The 13,192-nt window shown below is 43.5% G+C and carries 11 protein-coding genes; 8 read left to right on the top strand and 3 right to left on the bottom strand.

The annotated features are described in order from the left end of the window. Nucleotides 1-69: 69 nt before the first annotated feature. From OCV52_RS17980 to nirB, 3 genes are all read right to left on the bottom strand, one after another. Nucleotides 70-1,536, bottom strand: a complete 1,467-nt coding sequence (locus tag OCV52_RS17980) for a NarK family nitrate/nitrite MFS transporter (protein WP_137408796.1) — start codon at nt 1,534-1,536, stop codon at nt 70-72. 186 nt (nt 1,537-1,722) lie between these two features. Continuing rightward, nucleotides 1,723-2,067 (bottom strand): nitrite reductase small subunit NirD, encoded by a 345-nt coding sequence (gene nirD / locus OCV52_RS17975; protein ID WP_061031137.1) that lies wholly within the window; start codon nt 2,065-2,067, stop codon nt 1,723-1,725. 135 nt (nt 2,068-2,202) lie between these two features. Beyond that, the gene (gene nirB, locus OCV52_RS17970; protein ID WP_137408795.1) at nt 2,203-4,785 is read right to left on the bottom strand and encodes a nitrite reductase large subunit NirB; all 2,583 of its coding nucleotides are present in this window, start codon (nt 4,783-4,785) and stop codon (nt 2,203-2,205) included. A 523-nt stretch (nt 4,786-5,308) separates the two neighbouring features. On the opposite strand from nirB, the gene OCV52_RS17965 reads away from it, so the two are divergent. The 8 genes from OCV52_RS17965 to OCV52_RS17930 all read left to right on the top strand — a co-directional run bounded on the left by OCV52_RS17965 (nt 5,309) and on the right by OCV52_RS17930 (nt 13,094). Further along, complete coding sequence (locus tag OCV52_RS17965; RefSeq protein WP_390903406.1) at nt 5,309-7,873, top strand: molybdopterin oxidoreductase family protein; 2,565 nt, start codon at nt 5,309-5,311, stop codon at nt 7,871-7,873. 381 nt (nt 7,874-8,254) lie between these two features. Then, complete coding sequence (locus OCV52_RS17960; protein ID WP_137408793.1) at nt 8,255-8,929, top strand: hypothetical protein; 675 nt, start codon at nt 8,255-8,257, stop codon at nt 8,927-8,929. 349 nt (nt 8,930-9,278) lie between these two features. Continuing rightward, on the top strand, nt 9,279-9,737 hold the full coding sequence (locus OCV52_RS17955; RefSeq protein ID WP_004739380.1) for a hypothetical protein: 459 nt from the start codon (nt 9,279-9,281) through the stop codon (nt 9,735-9,737). 395 nt (nt 9,738-10,132) lie between these two features. Further along, entirely contained in the window at nt 10,133-10,621 is a 489-nt protein-coding gene (locus tag OCV52_RS17950; protein WP_137408792.1) for a GNAT family N-acetyltransferase, read from the top strand. A 106-nt stretch (nt 10,622-10,727) separates the two neighbouring features. Beyond that, nucleotides 10,728-11,318 carry a GNAT family N-acetyltransferase gene (locus OCV52_RS17945; protein WP_137408791.1) on the top strand — a complete coding sequence of 197 codons (591 nt, stop codon included), beginning with the start codon at nt 10,728-10,730 and terminating at the stop codon, nt 11,316-11,318. 15 nt (nt 11,319-11,333) lie between these two features. After that, a complete protein-coding gene (locus OCV52_RS17940; protein WP_137408790.1) occupies nt 11,334-11,762 on the top strand; it encodes a bleomycin resistance protein in 429 nt (142 codons plus the stop codon). A gap of 408 nt (nt 11,763-12,170) precedes the next feature. Further along, a complete protein-coding gene (locus OCV52_RS17935; RefSeq protein ID WP_137408789.1) occupies nt 12,171-12,623 on the top strand; it encodes a hypothetical protein in 453 nt (150 codons plus the stop codon). A 117-nt stretch (nt 12,624-12,740) separates the two neighbouring features. Further along, entirely contained in the window at nt 12,741-13,094 is a 354-nt protein-coding gene (locus tag OCV52_RS17930; protein WP_137408788.1) for a DUF6404 family protein, read from the top strand. The last annotated feature ends 98 nt before the right edge of the window (nt 13,095-13,192 follow it).

Raw genomic sequence — 13,192 nt, 5'->3', positions numbered from 1 at the left:
AAAGCGAGAGCCTTTGAACGAAGTAACCAAGTGTCGCAGCCCGGTTACTCCTCCCGATTCAATGAGTGGTTAACTGACCTTGATTAAGGTTACGCTACCATCGTCGTTCACTTCAGCGATCTGACCGTTGGGCTCTTCCATGAACATCAGAGTAACAAAGCCAAGAACCGCCGTTGCAGCAATCACTAGGAAGAAGGTTTGGTAGCTCACGAATGAAAGCACCGTTAGGTAAACCACCGCACCCACGTTACCGTAAGCACCGGTCATACCTGCAATTTGGCCTGTCATACGGCGTTTGATAAGCGGTACTGTCGCAAATACTGCACCTTCACCCGCTTGTACGAAGAAAGAACATGCCATTGCCGCAACCACCGCTAGCCATACTGGCCATGTGCTGTCTACTTGGCCCATAGCGAAGTAACCTACAGCCAAACCTGCCGTTAGAATAAGTAGGGTTGGTTTACGACCAAATTTGTCTGAAATCCAACCGCCACCAGGGCGAGACATCAAGTTCATGAAGGCATAAGCCGAAGCCACCATACCAGCCAGAACAGGCGTTAGTTCGAAGGTTTCAGAGAAGAACAGTGGCAGCATAGAAACCACTGCTAGCTCAGAACCAAAAGTCGCGAAGTACAGAACATTTAATACCGCAACTTGCTTAAACTTGTACTGGTGAATCTCTGGCACTTCTTCTTTGAAGACATTCTTATTCACTTTCCAAACTTGAGTGACTTCATACAAGTACAGCGCAGCAAGTACTGCATACACACCGTACACCGCTGTGTCAGACAACATGCCAATACCTGATGGAGACAGTTTCCAAGCCAGTAGAGCCAGTGCCGCGTACATAGGGATCTTCATGAAGAGTAGAAAGAAAAAGTCACCCTTAGACGTCACTTCCATTGCGGTTACTTGAGCTGGTTTGAAGTAGGTAGAACCTTTTGGTGTGTCGGATACGTTTTTGTAGAACACAACAGAGAACAGTAAGCTCATTACACCGGTGATACCAACCGCATAACGCCAGCCATCTTCGCCACCAAATACTAATGCTAGAGTAGGAAGAGTGAATGCTGCCGCTGCTGAACCAAAGTTACCCCAACCGCCGTAGATACCTTCTGCTGTACCCAGTTCGTTATGTGGGAACCATTCAGATACCAAGCGAATACCAACTACGAAGCCAGCACCGATAAAGCCAAGTAGGAAACGAGCAATGGCGGCTTGAATGAAAGAGTCAGCCAGTGCGAACATGAAACACGGAATGGAACAGATCGCGAGTAGCGAAGAGTAGACGAGCCTTGGACCGTAACGGTCGGTAAGCATACCAATCGCGACACGCGCTGGAATGGTTAAGGCAACGTTTAGGATTAGAAGGGTTTTGATCTCTTCAGTAGTTAGCCCTAGGCTGTTTTTTACCATCTGCAGTAGTGGTGCGAAGTTAAACCAAACCACAAAGGTGATGAAAAAGGCGATCCAGCTGAGGTGTAAGACCTTCATCTTACCGGTAAACGAAAACAGCGAAAATTTTGAGTTATCCATGTTTTAAATCCTTTAAATATGGAAAGTGTCTAGATTTATCTAGCCGTCCACATGCCAACTCCATAGCTTGCCTAGACTGTTAATTATAGGCGGCTAAGGCATGTTAATGGGTGAATTTGAAAGTACAACCTTTTAGGTAGCTAACTTTTGGTTAGTTGAAAGCTTTTCGTTAGTTAAGGCTAAGAGCTAACTAGCTAAGGCTTCTGGCGCCAGAACTTGAATCTGGTTACCTTGCCTACGTACTTCAAAACGGGTTAGGGCATGTTCAGGTTCTTCTAAACAGGCACCTGTCTCTAGGTGGTAATGCTGCTTGTAGAGTGGTGATGCCACATAGGGTTCTCCACTTAACGATCCAATAATGCCGCGTGACATAACGTTGGCTTTGCCTACTGGGTCGAAATTCGAAAGGCCGTAAAGCTTGTCACTGCGTTTGCAGTAAAAGATGGCGACTTGATGATCAGCTACTTTGGCGCACACACCCGCATTGGGTGACAGTTCCTCTTGCGAGCAAACAGTGGTCCAGTTTTCCATGACAGTCTCCTTGTCAATTTGTTGAGGCTTTGATTTTGTTCCGTGTCCTAAAAAAGGTCGTAAAAAAGAAGGTCGTAAAGAAGGCCGCTAGCAGTGAATTGCCGAGAACGAAGGATCTGCTAACGACCAAACCGGTTACGAGACTTCCGTAATTTCAATTTGTTGAGTGTTGCTTAATGCCTGATTACGTTCCGCTTCTTGGTCTGTGTTGACCGAAGGCTTCGGGAAGCGCTGCTCACGTTCTTTGATAAATGACAGGCTAGAGTCCATTTCATCGCTATTGATGTAGTGCTGGAAGCGCTTCATCTTGACTGGGTTTTCGATGGTGGTTTTCCATTCACACTGGTAGTTTTCTATGTTGAGCGCTATGTCGGCTTCAAGTTCAGCGGCGACATTGAGTTTGTCTTCAATCACCACCTCTTTGAGGTAATCTAACCCACCTTCTAAGTTCTCCATCCAAACCGAAGTGCGTTGTAGGCGGTCAGCAGTACGTGTGTAGAACATCAACACGCGGTCGATGTATTGAATAAGAGTTTTCTCATCGAGGTCGGTCGCGAATAAGTCAGCATGACGAGGGCGCATGCCGCCATTACCACAGACGTATAGGTTCCAACCTTTATCTGTCGCAATAACACCAATGTCTTTAGACTGCGCTTCGGCACATTCACGAGTACAGCCAGATACTGCGAATTTGATCTTGTGTGGTGAGCGTAGGCCCTTGTAGCGGTTCTCTAGCTTAATCGCGAGGCCAACACTGTCGTTGACGCCGTAGCGACACCAAGTGCTACCCACACAGGACTTCACTGTACGAACCGATTTACCGTAGGCGTGTCCAGTTTCAAAGCCTGCATCAATCAGTTTTTTCCAGATGGCAGGCAGTTCATTGAGTTGTGCACCAAATAGGTCGACACGTTGCCCGCCTGTGATTTTGGTGTAAAGGTCGTATTCTTTTGCCACTTCACCCAGTACGATCAGTTTGTCTGGTGTGATTTCACCGCCGGCAATACGTGGAACCACAGAGTAGGTGCCGTCTTTTTGCATGTTGCCAAGGTAGATGTCGTTGGTATCTTGCAGTTCGATGTGCTCATCTTTCAGGATGTAGTCGTTCCAGTAAGAGGCGAGAATAGAACCCACCGCCGGCTTACAAACGGTACAGCCTAAGCCTTGACCATGAGATTCAAGCAGCTCATCGAAGGTTTTGATTTTGTTGACGCGAATAATGTCGGTCAGTTCTTGGCGCGAGTAAGCAAAGTGCTCACAGATGTCGTTAGAAACTTCGACACCCAGGTTGCTCAATTCGCTATCTAATACTTGTTTAGCAAGGGCAGAACAGCCACCACAACCCGTCGATGCGTTGGTTGTCTCTTTCAATGCCGACATGGTGGTGCAACCTGCTGACACTGCGTCTTTGATATCGCCTTTGGTCACATCGAAACATGAACAAATCACGGCGCTGTCTGGTAGCGCTTCGACACCCATTGCGCTGCCTGAGTCGTCAGCAAGGTTTGGTAGAATCAGTACCGATGGGTTCTCTGGCAAAGGCATATCGTTTTGCTTGATTTGCAGCAGTGAACCATACGCGTCTGCGTCGCCCACTAACACAGCACCGACGATCTTCTTGCCATCAGCAGAAACAATTAAGCGCTTATAAACTTGTTCAATTTCATCGTTGTAGGTGTAAGACTGTGCGCCTTCGGTTTTGCCATGCACTTCACCAATACTGGCTACGTCTACGCCTAGCAATTTAAGCTTGGTGCTCATATCGGCACCCGTAAAGCTGCTCTCATCTTCGCCATTGGAAAGGATATGGCTAGCTGCGATTTTCGCCATTGAGTAGCCCGGAGCCACTAAGCCAAAGATCTTGTTATCCCACAGCGCACATTCACCAATCGCGTACACATCATCAATGTTGGTTTGGCAGTAATCATCAATCACGATACCGCCACGTTCACCTATCGCGATGTCAGAGCTACGAGCCAGAGCATCTTGAGGGCGAATACCTGCAGAGAACACGATCATATCGGTTTCAAGATGTGTGCCATCGGCAAAGTTCATGCGGTAGCGAGCATTTTCACCCGCCACAATTTCAGAGGTCGCTTTCTCGGTGTGAACCTGTACGCCCAAATCTTCAATTTTACGTCTCAGCAGGGCACCGCCGCCGTCATCGAGTTGAACTGCCATTAATCGAGGCGCAAATTCTACGACATGGGTTTCTAATCCAAGGTTTTTAACCGCGTTTGCCGCTTCTAAACCCAGTAGGCCACCACCGATCACCACGCCCGATTTGCTCTGTTTACCAGATGACTCAATCGCATCGAGATCCTCAATCGTACGGTACACATGACAGTGTTCTTGGTCGTTCCCCGGAATTGGGGGGACGAACGGGAATGAACCTGTTGCGAGAATCAGTTTGTCATAGCTTTCACGGTGTCCACTGTCAGTCACGACTGCTTTGTTTTCGGTATCGAGCTCAGTGACTTTGGCATTGATTAGGTATTTAACGCCATTTTCTTGGTAATAAGCTTCACTCGTTAAAGCCAAATCGTCGGCTGTCTTACCGTTGAAGTAGGCCGTAAGTTGAACACGGTCGTAGGCAAGGCGCGATTCCTCACTGAAGGTAATAACTTCATATTGGTCTGAATCAGCTTGAATGATGTTGTCGATAAATTTGTGGCCAACCATGCCATTACCAACGACGACAATCTTTTGTTTGCTCATAGTAAATTCCTTTTTTGATGGCTTCCTAGCGTTTCTAAAACTGCCCACTCTCTGGTGGATAATGTGCTGTTCTTCCAATGAACTGAAAACTGTAAATTTTGAGTTGTTGGTAAATAGGACAGCAAGTAGGGTGCCAGATAAAAATAGATATCGAGGAAAATAAAAATAACATTTTAAATCATTGGTTTAATTAAATGACAAACGGACCAATTACCCCTAAAGTGGTAGATTTAAGAAAGAGAATATTTATGAAAATGAGCCTTTGTGGTGCAAAATTGATCAACATGGTGCAAAAATCTCAATATTTTCTCGATGGCATTTGATTAACATTATTTCCTGTAAGTGATTTGATTTTAAGTTTTTGTAATTAATGGTTATTTTTCTTGATTGGGAAAGGGGTGAATAGTGGTGCGTAAATTGCTTTATTAAAAAAGAGAAATTTTCATCGCGAAGAGTGGTTAGTAAGAGGCGCTCTGTTAGCACGGTGGAAACAATAAAAAGAACATTGCACGAGGGAAGAGTGATGAGTTCAAACAAGGATTGGATCAAATCAACGTGTGCTTACTGTGGCGTAGGTTGTGGCATTGAAGTAAGGCCAACTGCTTCGGGGAAACTGGAAGTGCGTGGCGATAAAGACCACCCATCGAATTATGGCAAGTTGTGTACAAAGGGCGCAGCACTGGGAGACACCGTAACACCAATTGGCCGTTTAACTCAGCCGATGCAAAGAGTCGCAAGCGGACAACAACTTCTACCTTGGAGTAGCGCATCTCAGCTGGTGGCAGACAAGTTCAAACAAGCGATAGAACAGCATGGCCCGGACTCTGTCGCCTTTTATGTATCAGGCCAACTACTGACTGAAGATTACTATGTAGCTAACAAGCTGATGAAGGGGTTTATTGGTAGCGCTAACATCGACAGTAACTCTCGCCTTTGTATGGCATCTAGCGTGGTTGGGCATAAACGTGCGTTCGGTACTGATACCGTTCCTGTTTGTTATGAAGATCTAGAGCAAGCCGAAGTGGTCGTCATCACTGGATCAAACCTCGCTTGGTGTCACCCTGTACTGTTTCAACGCTTAAGAGCAGCCAAGCAAGCTAACCCATACATGAAAGTGATCGTCATTGACCCGCGCTACACCGACAGCTGTGAGATTGCCGATATACACTTGGCATTGGAATCTGGTTCTGATGTCGCTCTATTCAATGGTTTGTTGGCTTACTTAGATGATCACGACCAACTTGACTCTGATTACATTGAAAATCATACCCAAGGTTTTACGGAAGCGATTCGAACAGCCACAGATTATCGCTATACCGAATCAGGTTGGGGCAACAAAAGCGTTCCTGAACTGACTGGGCTTAGCGAGCAACAACTCGAACAGTTCTATCAGTTGTTCGCATCTAAAGAGAAAGTGCTCACCATCTATTCCCAAGGCGTTAATCAATCCACACAAGGGTGTGACAAGGTAAACGCGATTATTAACTGTCATTTAGCGACCGGCAAAATCGGTAAGCCGGGCATGGGCCCATTCTCGGTAACAGGCCAACCGAATGCGATGGGTGGGCGTGAAGTGGGCGGCCTAGCCAATACTTTAGCCGCGCATTTTGAATTTGGTGATCCACAATCACATCAAACCGTTAGCGAGTTTTGGCAAACCGACAGCTTGGCTACTCGCGCAGGCTTAAAAGCCATCGACCTATTTGATGCCATGAATGAAGGCAAGATAAAAGCGGTGTGGATCATGGCGACTAACCCTGTTGTGAGCCTGCCAGATAGCGAAAAAATCAAAACCGCTTTGGAGAAATGCCCGTTTGTGGTGGTGTCGGACTGCATTGCCGATACGGAAACCACTCGCTTGGCCGATGTAGTGCTACCCGCGCAAGGGTGGAGTGAAAAGTCGGGCACCGTAACCAACTCTGAGCGTCGAATCTCACGCCAACGCCGCGTATTACCAAGCCCTGGAGAAGCGAAACCTGATTGGTGGATCTTAAAAGAAGTCGCGCAAAAAATGGGATTCAAAGAGCAGTTTGATTACCGCCACGAAGGCGAGATCTTCAAAGAGTATTGCGAGATGACAGCCCTAGGTAATGAGACAGGTAAAGCTCGCGATCTATGCTTAATCGGACTTACTCAGTTAGATGAGAAAGGCTATGGTGAACTGACTCCGCAGCAATGGCCAGTACTTGAATATCAACCAGAGATCATCGAGCAGCGCATGTTCACCGATGGCGAGTTCTTTACTGAATCTGGCAAAGCGCAGTTTGTAGCGGTTGAGCACGACAAGCCGATTGCCGATACCAGTGTCGAATTCCCACTTATTATGAACACAGGTCGAATCCGAGACCAATGGCACACCATGAGCCGAACTGGCTTAGCCGCAGGTTTAGGTGAACACACACCAGAACCCTTTGTCGCCATGCACCCAGATACGGTTGCCGAGCTTGGCTTAGATGAATTTGGCTTAGATGCTTTCAACCACGCCACTATTAACCCTGTAGTGAAAGTGCGCAGCGCACAAGGTGAATGCCAAGCTCGCTTAGTGGTGACCAAAGAGATGCGCCGTGAACAGGTGTTTATGCCTATTCACTGGAATGCGCCAACCGCAAAAGACAGCAAGCCGTGTGACCTGATCTTGCCTCATACCGATGCAGCTTCAGGCCAACCAGAATTTAAACACACACCTGTTGTGGTAGAGCCGTATGGCTATCGCAGTGAAGCCGCCTTGGTCAGTGACAAGGTGATGGATTGTAGTGGGTTTGATTACTGGGTTCGCCAAAGAGTGGAGGGCGGTTTTCTGTATCGTATTTCTTCATCGAAGAATCCAATGGAGTTGGTGATTCAGCTTGCCAATACCCTCGATGCCTTACCAGAGCCAAACACTGAAGCGATTAAATCACTCCATTACCACGGTAATAAATCGTTCAAGAACTACGGCTCTGCCAAGTTGGATCAGTTTGGTGTAAAGCAAGCATTCGTAGTGAACAGTAAGCTCGAACATCAAAGCATCGATTGGCTGGTGGGATGTCTAATCCGAGAGGCTGATGAAGAGTTTGAAGCCGAGTTTTTGAGTACATTGGCTAAGTAGATACTTATCGAAATAGGTCCAGAGTAAAACGCCGACAATAATGTCGGCGTTTTTATTTTCTGACGAACATTCTTGATCATATTTACCAATCATCGTGCTAAATGAATAATTTGAACGAATACCTCGGTTAGGCTGCAGAGTCATATAAAAAATGACAAGCGACACACATATTCATTTCGTTTCTTTATTCGTGTGTAAATATATACAATATTTCTATTTATTCCTGGTGTATGATGCCAGGGTCTTCGTAAGGTACTGTTATTAAATGACTTATTTGTCAATTTAATCGGTGGTGGGATTGCTTTACGAAGTGCCTCGGAAGTACCCAATGCTTATTGGGTGATGAATCCTGTTCAAATTACATTAAATAAAGACCAGTTTATGAGAACTCTTCTATCTGAATGCTTACATTTCACTTGCTCAAATTTTAAAAGCATATTTAAAATTTTCGGCGGTTTCATCATCACGATGTCATGTTTAGGCGTATGGCTTGAACATTCATTTTATGTATCAGAAAACCTCTGGGTCTACGCGGTGTATCTATGTGTATATTCTTCTATTTACACTTATCTAATCGCTATTTTTATCAATTTTATGGCTTCGTCTACTAATGGGTTTGATATTGAACGCTCCGTATCTTGGAGAGTTTGGTCCAGATTAATGATCGTTTATATTATTTATTCTTTAATTGTTTTAGTTGGAACGATTGCACTGATTATCCCGGGGTTGTATCTAGCTGCGCGATACAGTTTCGTAGAGTTCGAAGCTGTACTAAATAATAAATCTCCACTGTTTGCGTTGGAAAAAAGTTGGCGAGATACCAAAGGTATCACTATGAAGTTGATTAAAATATCTTTGTTGTTGGGGTGCCTTAATTTTATCCCTAATTTCGTGATTGGTTATATCGGAGAGGTTTATCCGGTGTTAGAAGTAGCGACAGGGATACTCACATCAATCTTGTCCCCTGTTTTATTGATATTTGGCTCTATTGTCTACTTTAGAGTTTACATTACGAATGTTGATGCTGCTGAAATGTCACTAGGAAATGAGGCATAACAAGGGTGGTAAATAGCCGAAATAATTAGGTTTTGATAGGGTCTAAAACCCAAATTTAAAAATAATAACGGAGGGGTGGACTTTCTGTATTAACTAAATTTCTTAAAGCTATCATCCAACAAAATAATATCAAATTTAAATTTGGTGAGACGGATATATTTGGGCTCTTATATCAGAGAGCCTAAGTTTTCCGTCATGCCTTAGCTACCTATCTATATGAACACTTAATTAAGTTAGAAATAAATTCTAGCGAAGATTCCCCCTGTGTGACGTAAAAATAGGTATTTATCTACGACTTATTATTAATTAAAAAGTCATTATTAAAATTAATTATATTAAGGACAAATCCATGTTCAAAAGAGCACTTGCTGCTTCAGCCTTACTTTTAAGTTCTTCTGCATTCGCTAATATTGCTGTTGAGGTTAAGAATGAATCTAGAATCTATGATGTAGAATTAACCAGTAAAGATTATCAAACATCTAGATACTCACCAAACCCTCAAGATACCATTATCGCTAAATCAAGTGACCGTTTTAATGTCTCTAGCAATTACCCCAATGTAGTGCGCTTGGTTGATTTTGAATATCAGTATAGTGATAGTTCAGTCTATGACGCACCTCGCTGTCATTTCCGCTTTGTTGCTTTAATCGACCCGCGAACAGGCACTATGTTGCCTCAAAAAGTAATCGCAGAGAATGAGAGCAGAAGTTACCGAGATCGTGCGATTTGTACCGGAAAACTTGATTATTTCAATGTTGTAACCGGAGACGCAAAAGTTACCTTCACTATTAATCGTAGAAAATACTAGTTTTATAAATAGTAGTAATTTAGCTAGATAAACAACCAAACGCCGACAATTTTGTCGGCGTTTTTACATTCTTCACGGCAACGCTAGTTTTTATCTATCGAGCCTCACGTCGTTCACCTGCTTTTACGCTTCATGAAACTTAGAACTAGCTATTGATACAGAGATAAAGACGTGTGTGGATAATTGATAAGCGACACACACATTCACATTATTTACGAGTTTGGTTTGGGGTAATCGGAAACGCTCCTGATTTTTATCCTGTATGATGTGTGCTTTTAGTAAAATTATCATATTAAAGAGTGGCTTAGCTAAGCAATGGTTGGAGTGTTTAGTAGGGCGTGTTAGGGAAAATTCTCATAATCACTCTTTATCAAATCGTGAGTCATGGAGGGGGCATGGTTAGGGAAGCGACAAAAGACGACTGTGCAAAATTAGCGCTACTGTCTATTAGAGTCTGGCTAGATACATACGCTCAAGAAGGAATAAAAACCGAATATGCAGACTATGTACTGTCTACGTTCACGGCAGACTATTTCCTGGAAATACTGAATAACACTAAATACCGCGTTTTGGTTAGTGAAGAGAATGAGATTCTACATGGTTATGTAATGGTTAATCTCGAATCGAATTATCAAACGCCTGAAAGTGGTTTTGAAGTTGAAAAGCTCTATGTAGATAATCTTTTTAAAGGCAAAGGTGTAGGCAAAAAGCTGTTAAAAAGCATGGAGGACCAGTTTGGTCGCCAATATTGGTTGTACACGTGGGTTAACAATGAATCCAATGGCTTTTATGAGCATTTAGGTTTTAGTCGAATAGGCTCTCTTACTTTTGAGTTTTTCGGAGCGTTGATCGAAAACAACGTCTATCAATCAGCCTCTGATTAGGTTTCAAATTAAGTACTGTTTTCGTTCCCTAAGGAGTAGGGCAAAGCACAAAAAGCAATAAATCACCTCTCACACAGTGTTAATGATTAAAGGAGAATTGAGCGTTATGTGGATAGAGCAAAGCCGGATTGAAGGAGACAATGTTGTTCTGGAGCCATTGAATCTAGGGCATGTACCTGAACTAATCGAGGCCGTGAAAGACGGAGAGCATTGGAAGCTATGGTTCGCTAATGTCCCGAGTCCAGAAAAAATGGAGCAATACGTTGTTGATGCTATCGCTCAAATGGTACTCGGTAATATAGCTTATGCGGTGCGAGTGAAAGCCACCAATCAAGTCGTAGGGACTACCCGTTACTATGGCGTTGATAGGCCAAACAGACGAGCGTTAATTGGTTATACCTGGTATTCAAATTCGGCTAGGGGAACATTGATAAATAAAGAGTGTAAATACCTTTTGCTACGGCAATTGTTTGAGCACTATGAAGCAATTGCTGTCGAGTTTCGCACTCATATTGGGAATACCGTCTCTCGAAAAGCGATTGAAGGACTTGGAGCAAACCTCGACGGTATCTTGCGTAATCATCAGATCTTAAAGGATGGCTCGATAAGAAATACGGTAGTGTATTCAATTATTGACTCAGAGTGGCCAGAAGTTAAGCAAGACTTTCTGAAAAAACTCAGTCAACAAGAGCCTTAAAACAAGGAAGTACGTATGGAAAACTATTGGAATCCGATGGTTCCTGAACTATCTGTTAGCAACTTTGAGCGCTCACTTGCCTTCTATGTTGATGTACTTGGTTTTTCTATTCGCATCAAGCGTGAAAGTCCTGATTTTGTGTATCTCGAACAAGAGCATGTGCACATGATGTTAGAGCAAATCAGTGATGAAGGATGGAGCACTGGCGAGCTTGAGGCTCCCTTGGGGCGAGGTGTGAACTTTCAGATTGAATTAAGTGACTTAGAACCTCTAGTAAAACGTCTCCAAGCCCACAAAGTGCCTCTGTTTCGTGAGCTGAAAGAAACTTGGTATGACATTGGTGAAAAGTTGTCTGGAGAGCGTGAGCTTCTTCTCCAAGATCCGGATGGTTATTTGTTAAGGTTCACTCAACACCTCGGAGAAAAACCGAAGAGCTTGGAGTGAGTTCATTCATTGTTTTTAAGACTAGCCAGATCGATCACCAAACGCCGACAACTTTGTCGGCGTTTTTCCACTCGCCACGGCAACGCTAGTTTTTATCTATAGAACCTCACGTCGTTTATCCATCATCGCGTCACATACAAACCTAAAATCAACTATCCCGTCTGGGCAAGGATGTATATGGATAAAATGATAAGTAATACACATATTCATACGATTTCTGCATTTGATTGGAGTTATTAGGAATACTTCTGTTTCTCGTCATGTATGATGCGAATCTCTTGCTAAAGTATTGTTATTAAATGACTTAATTGTCAATTGAATCACTGCTTGTATTAGTAGGCGAACCATTTTAATTATAAACAGCGTCAATGTTCGGTATCGGAACCGTTATCAGTAAAAGGGTTAGGTATGTATTTTTTGAACATCAAAGGCTTAAAGGCAGACATCAAAGCCGATAAGTTATCGGAGAAAGATCGTTTTCGGTATGTATTTATATATATCGCGTTGGGTACGCTCGCGATGTATGGGTACGCGAATGGCTTTTCAAATACTTGGGAGGTTATCGAATCAATCAGTTTCAGCGCAATCGTACTTCTAGGGACCTATTTTGCTTATAGAGCCAATGGTGCAGAAAATGGGCGAGACTTCTTAGGTCGCTATTTTGGTATCAGCTTTGTTGTGGGTTTGAGGTTTCTCATTTTTATGTTGCCTCTCTATATTCTGTTATTTTTCTATTACTTTTCAGTGATATCTGATGATGGCGATATTGCTACCACAGGCGTTGATGTTGCGATATCTATGAGTATAAACATCTTACTGTATGCGCGTATTGTTAAGCATATGGGCGATGTAAGAGATTAATAATAAACCGTGTAATCAGGCGGGTAACGTGCGGCGTGCGCTTAGGTTTACATTTCTCTGTAACCCAGTTGTCTTTAGGTTTCTCTGCATAAAAGGCAGAGCTTTAGGAGTTAGCTCATGGATTACGAAACGAAAATACAACTTGCTCTAAAAGAGTTAAGTGACAAAGGTGTTTGGAAGTCGAACTATAACCCCCCAATTGATAGGTTGTTGCGTAAACTCGGATTTCGCATACGACCACCTTATTATCAAGGTTTCTTCTCAAATTTTGTGTTTTGTTTGGCCTATGTCGCTCCTATATGGTGGGGTTTTGAATGGTTTTTTGAGTGGAATGAGGTTGGGATATCTATGCTAGAAGCTGCCTATAAATCCTTGCAATGCGGGGCTTTGTTTGGCTTGCTTATGTCAATCTTCTACGCCATAAGAAGTAAGCAGTTAAACCTAACAGATTGGGATTTATTAGGTGAATGACCGCAAACCTATCAACAAGGTTCAGAGTCTAGCTCAACACCTTAAATTTTAGGCTTTGTGTTTAGAATAGTTTTGCTGTGGTAGAAAGCTGTAAAACA

The sequence above is a fragment of the Vibrio chagasii genome, from assembly GCF_024347355.1.
Classification (GTDB): domain Bacteria; phylum Pseudomonadota; class Gammaproteobacteria; order Enterobacterales; family Vibrionaceae; genus Vibrio; species Vibrio chagasii.
This window is presented reverse-complemented; position numbering and strand designations above follow the sequence as displayed.